This is a genomic window from Bacillus sp. ES1-5 (genome assembly GCF_022487605.1).
In the GTDB taxonomy this organism is placed as follows: Bacteria; Bacillota; Bacilli; order Bacillales; family Bacillaceae_G; genus Bacillus_A; species Bacillus_A wiedmannii.
Map to the genome: position 1 here is coordinate 208,730 of NZ_JAKVPU010000003.1, position 20,510 is coordinate 229,239.

Consider the following 20,510-nt stretch of genomic DNA (forward strand, 5'->3'; position numbering starts at 1 on the left):
CCTTGTTTATTTTTTTATTATGTATTTGTACGTATGTATTCTTTGTAAAATTAGCTAAAAGTATAATATGATATTTCCCCTTGAAATCTATTGTAAGGACTTCATTGCCCTATGTCTATTTAACAGCAAGTAATAAACCTCCATTTAAAAAAAATGGAGGTTTATTACTACTTAATTTTTACAATTATTTTTCCTTTTGCTCTTCCAGCCTCTGAATATTCCATTGCTTTTTGAGCATCTTCAAAAGGGAAAACTCGATCGATTACCGGTTTGATTTTGCCGGCTTCAATATAGTTTGCAATAGTACGTAATTGATCTCCGCTTGGCTTCATAAATAAAAATGAATATGGAGCATTATGTTTTTTTTCAAGTGCAGTAAGTTTTTTACTTGCTAATGAAAATAAGAGTGTTTTAAAAAATCCTGAACCAAATTCTTTACCGAATCGAGCATTTGGCATTCCTGAAACGGAAACAATGTTGCCACCGCTTTTTATAATATTGAATGATTTTTCAAGTGTTGTTCCGCCGATTGTATCAAATACCGCATCATAATTTGTTAGTATATCTTCAAATTTTTCTGTTTTGTAATTAATAATTTCATCTGCACCAAGAGACTTTACTAAATTTGCACCAGCTTCACTAGCGGTCGTTGCAACAGTGGCCCCCATTATTTTTGCTAACTGAATTGCGAAAGTACCAACACCACCAGATCCAGCGTGAATTAAAATCTTTTGTCCTTTTTGTAAGTGCATGATGTCATGTAGTGCTTGATATGATGTTAAGCCAACGAGTGGAATCGAAGCCGCTTCCTCAAAACTTAAATTTTTCGGTTTTAAGGCTACATCATCCTCGTGAATGGCTATATATTCCGCGAAAGTACCGATTTTATTTTTTCTTGGGCGTGCATATATTTCATCACCGACTTTAAAGTGAGTTACTTTTGATCCAACCTTTACGATGACACCAGAAAAGTCATTTCCAAGGATTAGAGGCATTTCATATTTAAGTAACATCTTCACTTTTCCATCGCGTATTTTAAAATCAATCGGGTTAATACTAGCTGCATGAATTTCTGCGAGCACTTCATGCTCATTTATTTCAGGAGTAGGTACCTCTGTCATACGCATTGGGACTTTTCCGTACTTTTCAATTATCATTGCTTTCATTTCTTATACCTCCAAACTTCAATAAAAGTTGTGCAATAGCTTTTCAATATCTAATACAAGATTTTTTAATAAGCCTAATTTTGTACGTATATCAATATAATAAAAGTTTTTTGTACCTTCTTTTCGCATTAAAATAATACCGGCTTCTCGTAAAATTCTAAGGTGATGTGATACCGCTGGTCGAGAAAGGTGTGTTTGTTTCGTAATTTCTCCTACACGTAATCCGGTTTGACATTCCGTTTCCATGAGAACAAACAAAATAGCTTGACGTGTTTCATCGCCAATTGCCAATAATACTTTTTGAGAATCAATAAAATCTTTTTTTATAACATTTAATTGTTCTTGTTTATTCATTTCAATCACTTTACCTCCTGGTAATTAGTCGAAAAGTTTAAGATGATGAACCATTCCGTCGATAAGGTAATGCTACAAGATTCTTGAATGAGCTGCAATATTGGGAAAGAAAATCGAGACGAATGAAATTTTATGTGTTGAAAATGGTAGGGGATAGAAAAGGCTTGAATAATACGTTGTTTACAGATGAGATAGCTTAAGCCATTAACCAACAAATTAAGCGGTCGCAACCCTGTATAATTTATAGGGTTACGACCGCTTATCATGTTTTTATTATTTTGGTGTCTATTAAAGTGAGTTGTTTCGTTTTACTCTTTCATACACGCATAATTCAAACAGATTATAGATGTATGAAAAAGTAAAAGTAATTTGGGGCGTAATCTATCTATATGATAATTGAAAATGAAATATAAGTCTATATTTTATTGTTTTTTTTGATTATATTTATGTCACTGAGCTCAGAACAATGATGTGGAGGGTAAATATATGAAATCGAATGATGTACCAGTTTTAATTGTTGGAGGAGGATTATCAGGATTAGCATCTGCGTTATTCCTTGCAAAACATAACATTAATTATTTACTGGTTGAAAGGCACCCGTCTACTGCAATTCATCCAAAAGCAGGTGGAATCACTTTTCGTACGATGGAGTTATTTCGAGAATTGGGTTTAGAACAAAGAATTAGATCGGCGGGTAAAGCGTTAGAAAATTGTCGAGGAAGAATAGCAGTTCATACAATAGCTGAGGCGAATAAGGAAGAATTGGCAAAAATGAGGACCGCTCAGTATGGAAACGATGAAAAGTTACTTCAAAAAATAGAAGAGATTAGTCCATCAAAACAAACGGCTTGTTATCAAATTACTTTAGAAGAGATGATGTTACAAGAAGCGAGAACATTAGGCGGAGAATTATCTTTTTATCATGAATTAGTTTCTTATAAACAAAATGAGCACGGAGTAATAGCAACGATTCGGAATCGTGAAACGGAAGAAGAAAGTATTATTCATTGTGACTATGTAATTGTAGCAGATGGGGCAAAAAGTAAAATACGTGAGCAGCTAGGGATACGTACCGAGGGACGAGGTACGATCGGTGGCTATTATATGAATATTTATTTTGAAGCGGATTTAAGTGAGTTTATACAAGGAGATGCATTTGGTTTTACTATGGTACTTCATCCAGAAGTTCTTGGTGCACTTATTCCAGTTGATAACGAAAGAAGATGGATTTACCATGTATCCTACGATCCATTAAAAGGAGAGAGGTCAGAGGATTTTACTATAGAACGCTGTAAACAAATTATTCAAACCGCAATTGGAAGCACAAATATTAAGGCAGAAATAGTAAGTGTTTTACCGTGGGAAGCAACTGAAAGTACTGCTACAAAATTTCAAGATAATCGTATTTTTTTAGTTGGCGATTCTGCGCATATTATGCCGCCAACAGGAGGATTTGGTTCAAATACAGGTATACAAGATGCGCATAACTTAGCTTGGAAATTAGCGACTGTTATAAAAGGGAAAGCAAAGCCGAAATTGTTAGAAACATATCATGAAGAGAGATATCCTGTTGCAAAATTAACGACGGATTATGCAAGTAGTTTACTGTTCCGTGCTGCAAATAGGGAGGAAGGCAGTATGAATAATATGGATGGTTTAGCTGTAACGGTTGGGTATCAGTATAGTTCAAAGGCGATTATAGATGATTCAGCCACGCCACATAGAATGGATATAGTACAGTTGAACGGAAGACCTGGAACGCGAGCACCACATTTTTTGGGGACGTATGGTGGAAATGATGTTTCTGTCCTTGATTTATTAGGTAACGATTTTGTGCTACTTACTGGAGCAGAAAATTGTACTTGGGCCGATTGTGTACAGGATGTTTCATCTAGGTTAGGAGTAAATATAAAAATATATCGCGTTGGTCTAAATGGAGACTTTATTGCTCAAGAAAATGTTTTTAGCGAATTATATGGTTTAGGTGATGAAGGAGCTGTATTAATTAGACCAGATGGCTTTATTGGGTGGCGTTCGGAAAAAGAGGTAGTAAATCCATATTTATTGCTAGAAGAGGTAATGGGTAATTTATTATATGATTTTTAAGTAACTATGGGAGAATTGTCTTAAATGCTTCACTGTACTGAAAAAATAATATTCACAAATTTTAATAGGTTTGGTATGATTAATTTCGACAAGTTAATCGAGGCCGGAGATATTTGAGACAAGCCATAAATTTATTTAGGGATACAGAAGTTTCCTCTAAATAATTTATGGCTTTTTTTATTGAATGAACTGTAAGCAATAGGGAGTTACATGTGAAAAGGAGGGATATAAAAAAATAAATAGTATAGTAACATTTTTCTATAGTAATAACATAGGGGAATTATATTTGTAAGATTGGAATTTTAATATAAGCTTATAAAAATAATGAGAGTATATCTTCTATTTCGTGTAAATCTCATTAACTTGTTGAAATTTGCAACGTAGGAAGGGTTAGAAGGATGAGAAAAATTATTAGCGTGTTAGTTATTTTCTTTATGATGGGAAGTATCTTTGCTGGGGGAGCTGTTCATGCAAAAGCAGAAGAGAAGCATGAATGGAATACGAATAAATTTTTAAATATTGCACATCGTGGAGCAAGTGGACATGCACCGGAGCATACTTTTGCTTCTTATGATCTTGTGAAAAAAATGAAAGCGGATTATTTGGAATTAGATATTCAGTTAACTAAGGACGGCCAGTTGATTGCAATGCATGATACAGCAGTTGACCGCACTACAAATGGTACAGGTGAAGTACGAAATAAAACATTAAGTGAAATAAAGAGCTTAGATGCGGGATCTTGGTTCAATAAATCTTATCCAGAAAAGGCTAAGCAAGAGTATGTTGGGCAAAAAGTTCCGACTCTTGAAGAAATCTTCCAAAAGTACGGAAGAAGCATGAAGTATTACATTGAAACAAAATCACCAGATGTGTACCCAGGAATGGAAGAGAAATTGTTAGCGTTGTTAAATAAATATAATTTAGTAGGTCAAAACATGTCTTCTAGCCGTGTTATGATTCAATCATTTAGTAAAGACAGTTTAAAAAAGATTCATAGTATGAATGAAAATATTCCGTTAGTTCAACTGCTTTGGTATTATCCAAATGAAAACAATGAGATTGTTGAATGGTCTGGCATTACACATGAACCGAAAAGTGTAACGAATGATGATTTTCAGGAAATTAAAAAATATGCAGCTGGTATTGGACCAAACTTACGTAATGATAACGGAGAACTAATTATTGACGAGTCATATATGAAAATGGCTAGGAAAAATGGACTGTTAATTCACCCGTATACAATTAATGAGAAACCAGATATGAGATTGTTAATTAAATGGGGTGCTACAGGAATGTTTACAAATTATCCTGATCGATTACATAGTGTGCTAAAGGAAAAATAAATAGGTGAAAAGGTATATCGTTGTTTTAGGTATACCTTTTTATTATGCCAGGTGATAGAAGTAAAGTTCCCCTTTTAAGATAATTCTCCAACAAACCAAATCTCTTTTTCATCGATTGCATCCTCATCATAAATGACTTCTTGAAAGTGTAGCATGTGGACAGTAGAACAAATTGAAATTCCCCATGTCTCCCAAAAATCAGACTCATTTGAAAGAGGAATCCATTTTTGAAATTCACTATTTCTATTAAAGAAATTATGAAAGTACCCCTCTTTTTTAAATACAATGATTTGGGAATCCCGCAAATTTTCTATAGAAATTAAAACAACAACTCGATATGTATATGTATCGATCGGTTTCATTTTTATTAAATGCTTTGCTTGATTTAATAAGGTTTGTATACACAAACGTTTTACTTTTCTAGGTGTTTTACATGAATTGATAAAAGCTTGGGAAACTGGTAAGGGCATATACCAATATTCATCGTCACAGAAAGCAGAAGGGAACGTTTTTGTATTTTCTTCAATTCGCTTTATCATAGTGTTAATTTTACGCTTCATACCACGTATTTTCTTTTCACGCATTGTTAAATCATCTCCATAAATTTTTGTAATGCAGCTGAGTGATATATATCTTTTCTAGTAATAAAAGTAGTAGGAACTTTTTTGAATCTATTTGGTAAAGGGTTGAATGATAAGTTATGTGCATGACCATTTAAAATAGATTTCATCATAATCGCTACGCCCATACCTGATTTTACACATGCGAGTATCGCTTCAATTGTTCCAAACTCTAATAATCGTTTAGGGGAGATTCCTACTTCTTGAAGCCAGTCTTCTAATAAACTTCTATAATAGCAACCGTGACTAAAAGCGAGTAAATTCATATCTTCTATGTCTTTAAGAGAGGATAAAGGTTTTTTACTAATGAGAACTAATTCTTCTTCACGAAATACACTTGTATGAAGTTCAGCGTGCTGAGTAGAGCCAGCTATAAACGCTCCGTCTAGTTTTCGTTCTAACACTAGCCTAATTAGTTGTTCGGTCGTATTTGTTTCTAAAATCAATTCGACTTTTGGGTGTTTTTCATAGTAGGCCGTTAATATAGAGGGAAGCCTTACCGCAGTTGTAGATTCTGTACATCCAATTTTCAACGTGCCCTTTGGCTCAGTTCCATTACTTTGAACCGCTTTTATAGATTGATCCATTAAGTGGATAATTTGTTTAGCGTATGTTAATAAAATCTCACCGTTAGAAGTTAAAGTTACACCTTTTCCGTTACGGTAAAATAAAGGCACACCTAATTCATTTTCTAGTTGTTTCATACGCATTGTTACGCCTGATTGTACATAGTTCAAATTTTTAGCTGCGTGAGAAATATTACTTTCCTTCGCAACTTCGTAAAATACAGTTAAATCTTTTATATCCACGTATTATCCCTCCAAAAAGGTATCATTTTTTTTGATGGATTACATGATGAATCTTTATTTTATATGATATCAGAACTTTCATACAATGGAAGTGGATGGAGGGATTATTTTGTTAATCGAAGAAAGGATGAATAGAAATTATAAGTGGATGATGTTAATTGCTGCGACGATTGCTCAAACAACAGCGACACTTATAACGTATGGTGTTGGAGTTTTGGCGTTATTTTGGAAAGAAGAATATGCGCTTACGAATACGGAGAGTGGATTGTTAGTAAGTGTTGTAAATGTTGGACCGCTATTTTGTATGCTGTTCGTCGGTCGGCTACTTGATCAATATAATGAAAAATTATTAATTTCTATCAGTTCATTTTTGTTAGGAGGTTCGCTTTTACTAACCAATATAGTAAGTGGATTTAATGGACTGTTATTTGTACTTTTATTAGTAGGAATGTTTTATAGTGTTTCCCAGCCAGGAGGAAGTAAAGTGATTTTAAAATGGTTCTCAAAAGAAAATCGTGGATTAGCGATGGGAATAAGGCAAGCTGGTATACCGATTGGTGGTGCGTTAGCGGGAGTGTTAATCCCTTTTCTTACGATACAATATAATGTGACTTACGCGATAAATAGTATGGCATGCATTTGTATAATTGGAGGTTTATTATTTTTTATGTTTTATAAAGAGCCATATGCTCAGGAGGAAGTAAGGAAAGAACATATTAAAATTTCTTTTTGGACGCAGCTAAAAGTAGTGATATGCAAAAAAGAGTTGTATCCAATTTATATAACGGGGATTTGCATGATTTCATTGCAAATGGTGTTAGTTGGGCACTTTATGAAATTTCTAGTAAGGGAACAATCAATTCCATCTATTGTAGCCGGAACAATATTTTCGGTTATGTTTTTTTCTGGAATGATTGGCCGTGTTATATTAGCAGCTATTAGTGATTTATTTTATAAGGGGAATCGGCACATACCTTTATTTATAGCTGTCTGCGCTTCTATCGGTTTGATTCTATTGTTAGTAATGTGCATACATACAGTAACGAGTGGAGTATTATATGGTATAAGTGCATTGTTAGGCTTCTTTTCAATTGGATGGTTTAGTCTTTTTATCGTCGAAGTTGCTGAATTGGCAAGTGAAGAACGTGTTGGAATAACAGTTAGTTTGGCACTGACATTCAATCAAATTGCGATTATTGTTGCACCTGTTTTATTTGGTTATATTGTAGATGAAAAAGGCTATACGTATGCGTGGTTATGTATAGTGGTATTACTATGTATCTCGGCAGTGAGTTTATATAGTAAAAACAAAAAATAAAAGAAAGTTAGTAATGTAAATTTTATATGAAGAAAATCTAAAGAAATGCCGAATGTGCGACATTTCTTTTTTATATGTTGTATAATCAAAAAATAAATGAGATTCGTTTTCAATGACGTTCATTGCCTCTTTTGAAATTACCTGTTACTTTAGCCATAATGAGTTGTTTTTCTGTATCGTTATGTGCATGATTTATTTTGTTTAAAAATTTTTCAGCATCATTTCCTTTTAATATTTTAATTTGTTTTCCGTAATATTCAATTAAAACTATGTTATTTTTTGTTACTCTGTAATGGAACATCATATCATTTAAACGATTGTGTTTATCGGTATTTTTCATCGTAACAACTCCATTTCTTATTATGTGTAACAAATGTTACATAAGCTGTTGAAATTATAGTAGGGTGTATCCGATTGTAAGGTGGAAATTTTGCAAGAAAGAAATACAATAGAGAGTAGCCAAAAACTGAATATGAGAAAAAGGAATCTAGTTTAAATAGGTGAATAATAGATAGATAATATTATGAAATATTTGAAAATTAAAAGATATAGAATAGAATGGATGCGCGTTAAGTGAAACTAGATAAAAGAGGGTTCCTATTATGCTAAAGAAATGGTTAATTGTTTTCTTTATTTTTGCTATTTTTTGTGGGAGTGTCGTTGCACTAATACATGTAAATAAAGGTAAGAAATATGATATAAAGGCATTTTCTAATTTAAATAGTAAGCAAAAGGACGGTATGCAAGAAGTTGATGCAAATGAAAAAAAGCGCTATGAAGTTGTAGCTGGAAAACTAGATCAATATTTAAAAGAAAAAGGATTTAATGGGAGTGTTCTTGTAGCTAGTAAAGATCATGTGATTTTACGAAAAGGTTATGGGTATGCGAATGTGAAAGATAAAGTAGTCACGACGCCAAGAACGAAATATCGTATTGGTTCTATTACGAAAACAGTAGTTGCAATATCTATTATGCAACTAAAAGAAAAAGGGAAATTAAACATTGAAGACAATGTAAATAAGTATATTTCTTCATTTCCGGCAGATAAAAACATTGCGTTACGAAATTTGTTAACACATACGTCTGGGTTGCCAGATCAGGGACAAGGTAGGGTTGATGCGGCGTCACGATTAAAGTTAGTAACGTGGATTGGTGCACAAAAATTGCAATTTCCTGCAGGGACTGGGTGGAAATATACAGATTATAATTATATGGTGCTTGCGTATATTGTAGAAAAGATATCGAATAAACCGCTCGCTGAATATGTGAAAGAAAATATTTTTACGCCTGTTGAAATGCATGAATCAGGAATGGGGGCTACCCTTCCTGAAGATATTTTCTTAGCAGAAGGTTATACGAAAAAAGATAATGAGTTAATAGCTGCACCCCGCTTAAAAATGAATTGGCTATATGGGTGTGGTGAAATGTATACGACTGTTGAAGATATGAAAAGATTAGATGAGGCTATTATGGATGGAAAGTTGATTTCTAAACAAAGTGTATCAGATATGTTTACTGCATCACCAGTAAGAAAATATGGATTTAGTTTCTATACTAATCCAGATTATTATCATAATCATGGTGTATTAGCTGGTTGGAATACATTTAATAATTTTAACCGGGATAAACGAACGTTTGTAATATTATTCTCTAACGTACAAAATGGTATGAATGATACGTTTAATCAGGAGTTTAGGAAAATGGCGAATGATTTAATAGAAGGAAAATAATAATTTGTAAATCGGTATTGATATGTAATTATCAATACCGATTTTTTATTTGGGAAATTTCAATGAAGAAGTAACTATGAAGAGGGATTATTAGAATAATTTTATATAGGAAGTTAAATGATATGTATGTTAAATATAGGAAAGTTGCTGCGTGAAGTTCATCTGTTCGTATTGAATTTATGCGTAAGATTAATTGTTAAATTTTACATCTACAAAAAAGCTTGAGCTTCACACTATGTGAAGCTTTACATTATTGGAGACAAGAACAGGAGGTTTACAAAATGAAAAAAATAGTAAAGTTTTGCTTAATGGTTACATTATCTACAACGATTATTAGTGGATGCTCTTTTGAGGGGAATAATGAAAATGCTAAAGGGAAAGAGAGTGAAAAAGTAGAGGTACAGAAAAATGCTGGGAAATATACGATGCCAGATGAAAAAGATAAACATGAAGGTACATGGCTACAATGGCCTCATGAATTTACATATGGTGAAGAGTATAAGCAGGAAGTTGAACCGATTTGGGTTAAGATGGCAAGTGCTTTAACTGAAGGTGAGAAAGTCCACATTGTTGCATACGATGAGAAGGAGGAAGAGCGAATCAATAAGCTTTTAATAGATAAAGGATTGAATATGGATAAAATTGATTTCTTTATCGCTCCTACTGATGATGTATGGGCACGAGATAGTGGACCGATTTTTGTTTATGACAATAATAAAAATTTAAAAATATTGGATCCGGCATTTAATGGATGGGGAAAGAAAACACCTTATAAAAATGATGCTCGTGTACGTGAAAATGTTAGTAAACAAACAGGGATTGAAAGAATTGATTGGGGGAAATTTGTCCTTGAAGGCGGCGCAATTGAATTAGACAGCAATGGGACTGCTTTATTAACTAGAAGTGCAGTAACAAATAAAAATAGAAATCCTGATTTATCAGAAAAGGAAATTGAAAAATATATAAGTGATCTGGGTGTGACAAACTTTATTTGGTTAGACGGAGTGCCTAATTTAGATATTACGGACTTTCATATTGATGGATTTGCTAAATTCCATAATAAATCTACCATTGTAACGATGAAAGAAGATGACCTAGCCGAATGGGGTTTATCTAATAAAGATATGGATACATTGTTAGATGCAAAAAATGCTTCAGGAAAGAAATATAAGTATGAATACTTACCGCTTAGTAAAGAAAAAGTTGTATTAGAAAATGGAAAAACTCTCGATTATAAGGGGTCATATATTAATTATTATATTGGGAATACAGTTGTATTGGTGCCTAATTATAATGATCCAAATGATAAAATCGCAAATGATACGATTCAGAAATTATACCCAGATCGTAAAGTGGTTGGTATTGATGTAAGAGAGCTTTATAAAAATGGAGGCATGATTCATTGTGTTACACAGCAACAACCGATTGCATTGAAGTAATGGATTGAAATTTCGGTGTGCTGCTATATAGACAAAATAGGTGAAATAGTATCTTTGCCTATTTTGTCATTCTTTATTATTTTGTAAAGATTATTTAATATAACGATAAAGGAATGTTAGTGTGTATTCACTTTTTGTTTTATATGGAAAAGGAGAAAAATATTTGTGTTAAAGAACTTAAAAATAGTAATTTCGTTTTTCCCTATCGTTCTACAGTACATTTTAAATGTAGCTTTGATTTGTTTAGGGATTGTATTAAGTGTGTTTCTTATGAAAGAAGTCATTCAATTTATACAAGAACTGAAATTAAATGGTGAAGAATCTAGTTATCATTTAATTGATAGTATCGTCGTATTTTTTTTATACTTCGAATTCATCGTAATGATTATAAAGTATTTCCAAATGAATTTTCATTTTCCATTACGATATTTTATATATATAGGTATAACAGCTATCGTTCGTCTCATTATTATAAATCACGATAGTCCGGTCGATTTATTGTTATATGCCTGTGCGATTTTTGTATTAATTAGTGCTTTATTCATTGCGAACTTTAAAATAATGCGTCGTGATTTAGAAGAGTAGATATTTGTTATTGAAATTAAATAAGGTATTTTATCTTTTTGGAAAAAGGAGTAACAGTATTGAAAGAAATAATCTTAACCAGCCTTATAATGATAGGGTTTATGATCCTACTATTTAATTGTATCCTTTCATAATTTAAAAGAATTAAAGGTTAATAAGGAAAGAGGTTTTTGTAAATATGGTTCATTACGATAATCAAAATAGTTTACATCAAATATTTACATTAAAAGGAACAATTATAAGAGATATTTTCCCGCAAATCGTATTTTATACGTGTGTTTCAACGATAGTAGCTGTGATTAATTATTACTATGCAGAAATAAATATAAATCAGACTCCCTGGGTAATCGTCGGAGGAGCTTTAGGATTACTATTAGTATTTCGTACTAACACTGCTTATGATCGGTACTGGGAAGGTAGGAAGTTATTTGGCACGATTGGTGCTTGTACTAGAAATTTAGCAGTTAGTTTTTTGTGTTATTGGGAGTCCGAGGGGAAAAAGGTGGATCAGGAAAAACTAAAATTTTTACATTTATTAATTGCTTTTCCAAAGATAGCGAAAGGACATTTGAGAGACGAAAAAGATTTATCTGAAATAAAATCATTGCTTGATATTTGTTCTGAGAAGGAAAGAGAAATTTTGGCTAAATCTATTCATTTACCAATTAGTATAGTTTATATGTTAAAAACTATACTATCAAAAGGTTTAAAAACAGGTCAAATTCATCCAAATGCAATAATTAATATGGAGACTGATTTGAATACTTTACTTACGTCTGTGGGTGGATGTGATCGTATTAAAACAACACCTATTCCTTTTGCGTATTTTGCTCATATAAAAATTTTATTGATTATATTTTGCGCAACTTTGCCAATTGGTCTTGTTGATAGCCTGGGATGGTCTACAGTACTTGCAACTACGTTTATAAGTTTTGCATTTATAGGTATTGAAGCAATAGGAGTTGAAATTGAGGATCCATTTGGTCAGGATCCAAACGATCTTCCGTTAGAAGGAATGTGTATAGGAATAGAAGCGCAGTTAGTGAATTTATATAATCAAAATGATCTATTAGACGTAATGGATTTGAATCGTGATAAAAAAATCATCTAATCATGTATTGTTGATTTTTAAATAGGGTATTTAAAAATCCTGTCAATAGTTAATTTAAGGCTTAATGACGGCTTTATATTTTTTATATAAATATATAATATTTCCCCGTGCTATAATCCATTCAAGAAATGTGCACGTTTCAAAAGTTGTAATGAAAAGTGAAGGGTATTGAGGAAGAGCGGGCAACCCAATTATTATAAAAAAGCGAGGTAAAGAAGATGGAACAAAAACAAAAGGGAATTATTTTTACTGCGATACCAGATGAATCAAATGAATATTATGAACCGTTTTATGAAGAACTTATTTATTTTAATGAAAATTTAAATGAAAAAAAGGGAGTTACAGATCAATTTATTTCTTTATCTGTTGAAGAACAAGACTTTCATACAAGCCTTTTTGAGTATGATGATATTTGGCTAAGAGATGTTGCACCAGTTGTAACGAATCATCTTGTTAAATTTAAATATCGACCAAATTATTTGCCAGATGATCAAGGGCGATATTTAGATCAACAGTTTAATAAATGGCTGAAAAAGAACGACTTTGAATATGTGAAATCCCCGTTAATATTAGATGGTGGTAATCTTATTTGGAATAAAAAAGATACCGTTATATTAACGGAACGCATATTTGATGATAATGATGATTGGACGGAAGAGGAAATTATAGAGCAACTGGAATGGGATTTGGATGTGAGCCGCGTTATTATTATTCCTGCTGAAGAAGGGGACGTACTTGCACATGCAGACGGAATGGTTAAATTTATTGATGAACATACGATGTTTATTAGTGATTTTTTAGGGGATGATGAATTTAGATATCATGTTCAAGAGATTATTCAAGAGCAAATGCCAGAAGCTGAATTTATCGTTGTTCCTTCCTCATATACAGAGAAAGGACAATATGATCAAGAAATAGCATCGGCAAAAGGTTTATATATAAATATGTTAGAAACATGTGATGCTCTTTATGTCCCTAAGTTTGGACTAGCTAAAGATGGGGAAGTTTTACGATATATTCAACAATATACGGAGAAACAAGTTATTCAAATTCATGTTGGAGAAATATCAACTATGGGAGGCGCAATGAATTGTTTAACGTGGTATTGTCCGAGTCATTTGTTACCTTCAAAAATGAAAAGATTAAACAATCAGAATGAAGGTTCTTCAATTAGAAAGTTTTTTGATTGGTTTTAATAATAAAGTTTATAAAGGAAAATGTGTTCAAGGGGTATGTATATGTATACAATTACTGAATTTTCGCGGATTTGTAAAATGAGTACACGGATGTTAAGACATTATGATAAAGAGGAAATATTGAAACCGGCATATGTAAATCCAGTGAATGGATATAGGTATTATGAGCAAGGGCAGCTAGAGATAGCCTTGAAAATTAAAAAGCTGAGGGAGTACAAGTTTCCTTTGCCGAAAATTAAAGTAATTCTGCAGTCATCAGATCAAGATTCATTTATTCACCATATGCAAGCGCAAATTATAGAGTTGTCTCATGAAGTGAAGCAAAATTTACAGGTTATTTCAGAAATGAATGAAATGGTAAATGTGAACAATGGTCTGAATATTGCTCGCCATAGAAATTACGATATATTTATTGGAATGAGAAATGAAATAACAGTAATTGCTCAAAGACTGCAAATAAATATAGATGATATGGATGATTATTTTTATGACTTATATGAAAAAGTACAAAAGCATAACTTACAAATAGTTGGTTCGCCCTCTACGGTCTTTTATGATGAAGAGTATATTCCAAATGAAAGTGATGTTGAATTAAGGATTCCGGTCATGCATGGGAACAATAAAGATGTAGTACAAGAATATGGAATGAAAAAATTAAATCCACATCAAATCGTTACTACTATGCATTATGGAAGTTATGACTATATAGGTTACGCTTATATTGCGTTAGAAAAATGGATTGAAAGAAATGGTTATGTAATAGATGATTCACCATATGAGGTCTACATAAAGGGACCTGAATGTGATTGTTTAGTAGAGGAGTATGTGACACAAATTTGTTTTTTAGTTATAAAAATAGACTGAGAATAAGGATTGACATTAACATTATGTCAATCCTTATTCTATTTATGTAAGTAATTCATCATAATAAAAAGGAGAAAGAATATGAAAAGAACAATCATGATTATTTGTCTAATTCTAAGTATGACATGGGTTTCAGCGTGTACTCCTGGAGAAGGTGAGAATGGTAGCTTCGTTCTACCTAATCAGTTGCCTAAAAATGTAGTGTTTAAAAATGGTACAATCTATACTTCAAATGGAAAGCAAGACATTGTAGAGGCTGTAGCCGTTAAAGAAGGGGAAATTACATTTGTTGGTTCAAACAAGGATGTAGAGGGATTTATAAAGGAAGATACGAAAGTGGTGGATTTACAAGGGCGATTTATCCTCCCTGGTTTTGTGGACAATCATAATCACATATTTGAAGCGAAATCACCAGCAGCAGGGAATTGTAGTGTCTCATCAGATGCTTCCCTGCAAAAACAACGCTCGTATTTAAAGGCTTGTAAAAAAGATGTGAAAGATGGCGAATGGATCAGTGGAACGGGATTTAGTTTGGAAGAGCTATTAAAAGATATGGACGAAAAGTCAGAACAACAAACGCCATTACAAGTTCTTGATGAGTTATTTCCTAATAATCCCGTATTAATTATGGAAAGAACTTCTCATTCTGTATGGGTTAACTCAAAAGCATTGGAATTAGCGGGAATAAATAAAGATACGAAAGATCCGCAAGGCGGAAGAATTATTCGGGATCCAGAGACAGGAGAGCCGTTTGGAATTCTTTATGATACAGCTGGAGACATTGTGATGGAAAAAGCATGGAACTCCCAACCTAATCTGTTTGAAAAAAATTATGAAGGTTTGTTAGACGGTTTAGATGAGGTTGCGAAGAATGGTATTACTACAGTTGGCGATGGACGTCTCTATTGGAAACGAGGTTGGTTAGATGTTTGGAATAAAGTAAATGATGAGAAAAAGTTAACATCGCGAGTAGTACTTCGTCCGTGGGTATATCCGAACTTAAATGAAGCAGAACAAATGGAGTATTTCAAAAAAATTAAGCGCGATGATGTTTCATCTCGAATGCTTATTAATCAAGTGAAAATGTATAGTGATGGAATTAGCATTAACAGCACAGCTAAAATACTAGAAAAATATAAATTTGAGTGGTTTAAAGGAACACCGTACGGTTTGAACTATATTCCAGAAGAAAAAATGAAGTGGTGGTTGAGTGAACTCAATAAAATTGGTTACGGTGCACTCATCCACACAATTGGAGATGGCGGGGTAAGAGAGAGTTTAAATGCAATTGAAGCAGCGAAAAAAGAAGGGGCGAATCAGCCTTATACACTTACGCATGTTGAGATGGTAGAAGATAGTGATATAAATCGTTTTGCTAAATTAGGTATTAGCGCTGATTTCCAAGTAGGTCATGATTTTGCGGAAGATCCAAAACAAAGCTGGGCAAGTACGTATTTCTCAGATCAACAGATGAAACGAATTATGCCGTTAGGACGCATTTGGAAAACAGGAGCAAACGTATCACTTAGCAGTGATTGGGATGTAAATGAACTAAATCCACTTGTGACGATTTCGAATGCACTAAGTATTGATGAAAAGGGCTTGTCTGATGTATACGCAGCTATTGATGCATATACAATTAAGCCCGCCAAAGCATTAGGTCTTGATAATATTACTGGTTCAATTGAAGTAGGTAAATCAGCCGATATGGTATTACTAAATGAAGATATTACTAAAATGAGTGCCGATAAGATTCCGAATGCGAAAGTTTTAGTGACGGTTTTACAAGGAGAAGTAGTGTATCACAAGGAGAAATAAAGAGACACCTTATAAAGTAGTTACAAGGAAATGAATATATTCCTGTTGACCTTAACACGATGTCAAAGTTTAGACTGAACTTACATTCGAAGAAGGGGTGAACATGTATGAGAAATATGGAAAATAGTTTGTTTTATATGCCAGCTGAGTGGGAAAAGCATGAGGGGACATGGCTCCAATGGCCTCATGATAAAGCTCATAGAGGTGAAGGTTACAGAGCTAAGCTAGATGATATTTGGGTAACGATGGCAAAGGAGCTTCATTACGGAGAAATTGTGCATATTGTTGTATATGATGAAGAAGAAAAAATACATGTCCAATCGAAGTTAATGGAAGCGAAAGTGGATATGGATAAAATTGATTTCTTAGTTCAAGAGACGGATGATGTGTGGGTAAGAGATAATGGGCCGATTTTTGTAAAAGATAAGGAAGGCAATCTCTGCTTAACACACTGGATTTTTAATGGGTGGGGTGAGAAATATCCGTATGAAAATGATGCGGGTATTCCGGCGGAAATAAGTGAAATGTTTAGCATTCCAAAAGTTAAATCTAGTGTCTGTTTGGAGGGCGGGGGAATAGAGATAAACGGAAATGGCACCTTAATGGCGGCAAAAACTTCTATTATAAACGAAAATCGAAATCCTACACTAAGTCAGGAAGAGATTGAAATAGAGTTAACGAAGTATCTGGGAGTAACGAATTTTATATGGATAACTGGTATTCGCGGAGAGGATAATTATGATGAAGATACAGATTACCATATTGATGGGGCAGCGCGTTTTGTAAATGAAAATACAATTCTTTATGAATATGATCCTTTCGGGGAAAGTGAATCATACCTTTTGGAAGCATACGAAAAGCATTATCAAGAATTGCGACAAGCAAGAAATATAGATGGAAAACCATTTCAGCTCATACCGGTACCGGTGACAAGAAAAATGGTAAAAGAAGCAGACTGTAAGGGCTCATATTTGAATTTTTATATTGGAAATGAAGTTGTATTAGTTCCTATATATGGGGATGAGCATGACAAGTTAGGGCTTCAAATCATTGAAGGGCAGTTTCCGGGAAGAAGAATTGTCGGTATTTATGTAAATAAACTGTTTGCGTATGGTGGCATGATTCACTGTGTGACGCAGCAACATTTAGCATAAAGTAACCGAAATGAAAAAAGCATGCAGAGTATATACTCTGCATGCTTTTTTATAATGCTGAAAATTCTTCAACAAGTGAGCTAAAACGGTTTAATGCACTTTCAATCGGTTCTGGCGTAGTTAAATCAACACCAGCTTTTTTCAGTAAGTTTAATGGATAGTCAGAACTTCCGCCTTTAAGGAATTCAATATAATGTTTTTGAGCATTTGGGTCGCCGCTCAATAACTTATCAGCAATTTGGATTGCAGAAGCGAATCCAGTTGCATATTTGTACACGTAAAATGGACGATAGAAATGCGGTATTCTAGCCCAGCCGTATTTTACTTCTTCGTCAAATACGAGAGAGTCGCCATTATACTCTCTAAACAAGTTTTCATAAACTTCGCTAAAGACTTGGGCATTTAATGGTTTACCTTGCTGCACCATTTCATGTGTGATTTTTTCAAACTCAGCGAACATGATTTGTGTAAAGAAAGTGCCTTTAAATTTCTCGATGAAATGGTTTACTAAATGGTTACGTACATTAGCATCTTTGGCTTCTTTTAATAAATGATGAATTAATAGCACTTCATTTACTGTAGAAGCAACTTCTGCGACAAAAATAGTATAGTGTGCAGAAATTCTTGGTTGGTATCCGTGTGAGTAATGTGTATGCATGCCGTGTCCACATTCATGAGTAAGAGTGAAAAGGCTATTTAAATCATCGTGATGATTTAAAAGAATGAAAGGATGAACACCGTATACACCAAAGTTATAAGCGCCGGAACGTTTTCCAGGTGTTTCTCTTACGTCGATATAGCGTTTATCTTTAAAGCTTTTTAATGTTTCAATATATTCTTCACCTAATGGAGCTAGTGATTCGATCATCATGTCAAATGCTTTGTCATATGGAATGTCTTGTTTTACACCCGCTACTAAATCAACGCCCAAGTCGTATTGACGTAGTTCATCTACATGTAATTTTTCTTTTCGAAGTTCATTATAGGTATGTAGTGATTGAATATTTTTTTTCGTCGTCTCAATTAAATTTTCATATACTTCTTTCGGAACCATGTCGCCAAATAATGACTTTTCTAAAGCTGATGGATATTTTCTTAGCTTTGAAACAGTAACATTATTTTTAATAGCAGCAGATAAAGTAGAAGCGATAGAATTCTTTAATTGAACGTATGGCTTGTAATAAGCTTTATAGGCTTCTTTACGTTTCTCGCGATTCTCATCTTCTATTAACTTTGCATACATTCCGCGCGTTAAAGTAACTTTTTCTCCATCATCAGTAGTCACTTCACCAAATAGTATATCCGCATTATTTAACATGCCATATGTATGCTGCGGAGAGGAAAGTGCTTCACCCATTTGTGATAAAATCTCTTCTTGGTCTTTATTCAATACGTGTTTTTTATAACGGTATAATTCAAATAAATTTTCTTTATAATATTGTAAGCCTTCTGCTTCTTCTATGTAAGAATGTAATGTGTTTTCATCTACGCTAAGTAAGAATGGGGAAAAGAAAGATTTAGCCGCACTTACTTTCACGTGTAATTGTGATACTTTATCGACAAGAGATTGGGCGTCAGTATCGCGCGTATCAAGGTCAGATTGTAATCGTGCATAAGCGAACATTAAAGATATTATGCTAGAAATTTCTTCACTCTTTGTTAAATAAGCTAATAAGCTATTGCCGTCGTGAATAGTGCCATTAAACTCATGTAAGTCTTTCGTTAATACTTCAATTTTATGAAAATCGCTTTCCCAATCTTCAATGCTATGGTATATATCCGTTAAATCCCATTTCTCCTTATCAGCTACTTGTAGTCGATCTTTAAGTTCAGTCATAATCATTTCCTTTCTAAATATGTAGTTATATTCCTATATAACTATGAAATACAACAAATTGCAAAAAATCCCTGCTGGAAAATGAAAAGCCTTGCTAAAATGGCAAGGCTTAAAAAATTATAATGTAATTCCGAATTTTGAATGTAAAAGCTTTTTATATTGCACATCTGTAACGTTTTCTTTCGTTTTTTTACCGTTTTTCGCTAGTGTCAGACTATCCTTTGTTAAAGATGCATGCCCATCTTCAGTTAATTTTACAATAAGAGGTACTTTGTTGAATGGTGAGCCCTCATGTTCAACGATAATTTTTTGTGCTGCATTTGCTTTTTCTTCATCTACTTCTTCTATATAAAATGCATAGCCTAACGTCCAATCATCAGCAGAAGATTGATCCAAAAACTCATTATTTTTACGCATCTCTAAAATGTAGTTTCCCTTTTCAGTCATTTCTTTACGAATACGATAATCTCCTGTAACGGAGTGAATGACTTCACTTGAGAAAGGGACAGGTGCAAGAGGTAAGTATGATCCGAATCCTACTTCAATTAAATAAAGTTCATTATGATGTGTTAAAACAGTTGCGATATGGCCAGAATCAACAGCCCATATAGAATTTGCAGCATTGTACACTGTTCCTGAAACGAGATGAACATCAAATCCAGCGTCTTTAAGGAAGTAATACATAATAGGATTGAGTTCATAACAAAGACCGCCACGGTTGTTTACTAAAATTTTTTCTTTTAGATTTTCTTTTGATATTTGTGTAAAGCTGTTTTCGAGAATATTTAAGTTTTCAAAAGGGACAGTTTGTGCCATTGCGCACATAATGTTAGGTAAATCTTCAAATGAAACTTTGTGTTTTTCTTCTATATGTAATCTTGAAAAAAATTGTTTTTGAAAGTCCGTCATAGAAATCCCTCCGTTATGCGTTTATAGATAAATTGTAAACAATCTTGAATAAGATGTGAAATAAAAACTACGGTGCAGTATTTGGTGAATATTTGATGTTAGATTAAAAAATAATGTGGGAGAGTGAGAGATTGCTACTTTACTAATTCTA

Annotated in this window: 18 protein-coding genes; 11 read left to right on the forward strand and 7 right to left on the reverse strand. The window is 33.3% G+C overall.

The features are described from left to right. Positions 1-167: 167 nt before the first annotated feature. Positions 168-1,166 carry an NADP-dependent oxidoreductase gene (locus MKO96_RS13310; RefSeq protein WP_087981417.1) on the reverse strand — a complete coding sequence of 333 codons (999 nt, stop codon included), beginning with the start codon at positions 1,164-1,166 and terminating at the stop codon, positions 168-170. Positions 1,167-1,184: 18 nt separating this feature from the next. Continuing rightward, positions 1,185-1,529, reverse strand: coding sequence for an ArsR/SmtB family transcription factor (locus MKO96_RS13315; RefSeq protein ID WP_000571875.1), 345 nt, complete (start codon positions 1,527-1,529; stop codon positions 1,185-1,187). A 477-nt stretch (positions 1,530-2,006) separates the two neighbouring features. Here MKO96_RS13315 and MKO96_RS13320 point away from each other — a divergent pair, with 477 nt between their 5' ends. Next, the gene (locus MKO96_RS13320) at positions 2,007-3,626 is read left to right on the forward strand and encodes an FAD-dependent oxidoreductase (RefSeq protein ID WP_240587696.1); all 1,620 of its coding nucleotides are present in this window, start codon (positions 2,007-2,009) and stop codon (positions 3,624-3,626) included. A gap of 398 nt (positions 3,627-4,024) precedes the next feature. Beyond that, a complete protein-coding gene (locus MKO96_RS13325) occupies positions 4,025-4,969 on the forward strand; it encodes a glycerophosphodiester phosphodiesterase (protein ID WP_240587697.1) in 945 nt (314 codons plus the stop codon). 74 nt (positions 4,970-5,043) lie between these two features. Here the strand turns inward: MKO96_RS13325 and MKO96_RS13330 are convergent, their stop codons facing one another. Both MKO96_RS13330 and MKO96_RS13335 read right to left on the reverse strand, forming a co-directional pair. Beyond that, positions 5,044-5,553 (reverse strand): DUF3916 domain-containing protein, encoded by a 510-nt coding sequence (locus MKO96_RS13330; RefSeq protein ID WP_240587698.1) that lies wholly within the window; start codon positions 5,551-5,553, stop codon positions 5,044-5,046. A 2-nt stretch (positions 5,554-5,555) separates the two neighbouring features. Then, a complete protein-coding gene (locus MKO96_RS13335; RefSeq protein WP_240587699.1) occupies positions 5,556-6,398 on the reverse strand; it encodes a LysR family transcriptional regulator in 843 nt (280 codons plus the stop codon). 85 nt (positions 6,399-6,483) lie between these two features. Between MKO96_RS13335 and MKO96_RS13340 the strand changes: the two genes are divergently transcribed. Then, positions 6,484-7,716 (forward strand): MFS transporter, encoded by a 1,233-nt coding sequence (locus tag MKO96_RS13340; protein ID WP_240587700.1) that lies wholly within the window; start codon positions 6,484-6,486, stop codon positions 7,714-7,716. A 109-nt stretch (positions 7,717-7,825) separates the two neighbouring features. Here the strand turns inward: MKO96_RS13340 and MKO96_RS13345 are convergent, their stop codons facing one another. Beyond that, positions 7,826-8,056 (reverse strand): hypothetical protein, encoded by a 231-nt coding sequence (locus MKO96_RS13345; RefSeq protein WP_064056690.1) that lies wholly within the window; start codon positions 8,054-8,056, stop codon positions 7,826-7,828. A 262-nt stretch (positions 8,057-8,318) separates the two neighbouring features. Between MKO96_RS13345 and MKO96_RS13350 the strand changes: the two genes are divergently transcribed. The 8 genes from MKO96_RS13350 (at position 8,319) to MKO96_RS13385 (ending at position 17,613) form a co-directional block, all read left to right on the forward strand. After that, positions 8,319-9,446 (forward strand): serine hydrolase domain-containing protein, encoded by a 1,128-nt coding sequence (locus tag MKO96_RS13350; protein ID WP_240587701.1) that lies wholly within the window; start codon positions 8,319-8,321, stop codon positions 9,444-9,446. A 281-nt stretch (positions 9,447-9,727) separates the two neighbouring features. Next, complete coding sequence (locus MKO96_RS13355; protein WP_240587702.1) at positions 9,728-10,885, forward strand: agmatine deiminase family protein; 1,158 nt, start codon at positions 9,728-9,730, stop codon at positions 10,883-10,885. A gap of 165 nt (positions 10,886-11,050) precedes the next feature. Further along, on the forward strand, positions 11,051-11,470 hold the full coding sequence (psiE, locus tag MKO96_RS13360; RefSeq protein WP_140386845.1) for a phosphate-starvation-inducible protein PsiE: 420 nt from the start codon (positions 11,051-11,053) through the stop codon (positions 11,468-11,470). Between the two features lie 178 nt (positions 11,471-11,648). Continuing rightward, positions 11,649-12,581, forward strand: coding sequence for a bestrophin family protein (locus MKO96_RS13365; protein WP_240587703.1), 933 nt, complete (start codon positions 11,649-11,651; stop codon positions 12,579-12,581). A gap of 218 nt (positions 12,582-12,799) precedes the next feature. Next, complete coding sequence (locus tag MKO96_RS13370; protein WP_240587704.1) at positions 12,800-13,777, forward strand: agmatine deiminase family protein; 978 nt, start codon at positions 12,800-12,802, stop codon at positions 13,775-13,777. Positions 13,778-13,819: 42 nt separating this feature from the next. Beyond that, entirely contained in the window at positions 13,820-14,641 is an 822-nt protein-coding gene (locus MKO96_RS13375; RefSeq protein WP_240587705.1) for a MerR family transcriptional regulator, read from the forward strand. Between the two features lie 81 nt (positions 14,642-14,722). After that, on the forward strand, positions 14,723-16,459 hold the full coding sequence (locus MKO96_RS13380) for an amidohydrolase (RefSeq protein ID WP_240587706.1): 1,737 nt from the start codon (positions 14,723-14,725) through the stop codon (positions 16,457-16,459). A 107-nt stretch (positions 16,460-16,566) separates the two neighbouring features. Further along, the gene (locus MKO96_RS13385) at positions 16,567-17,613 is read left to right on the forward strand and encodes an agmatine deiminase family protein (protein WP_240587707.1); all 1,047 of its coding nucleotides are present in this window, start codon (positions 16,567-16,569) and stop codon (positions 17,611-17,613) included. Positions 17,614-17,662: 49 nt separating this feature from the next. Here MKO96_RS13385 and pepF read toward each other — a convergent pair whose 3' ends face one another. After that, positions 17,663-19,450, reverse strand: coding sequence for an oligoendopeptidase F (gene pepF / locus MKO96_RS13390; RefSeq protein WP_240587708.1), 1,788 nt, complete (start codon positions 19,448-19,450; stop codon positions 17,663-17,665). Between the two features lie 117 nt (positions 19,451-19,567). Continuing rightward, positions 19,568-20,359, reverse strand: coding sequence for an arylamine N-acetyltransferase family protein (locus MKO96_RS13395; protein ID WP_240587709.1), 792 nt, complete (start codon positions 20,357-20,359; stop codon positions 19,568-19,570). Positions 20,360-20,510 lie beyond the last annotated feature (151 nt).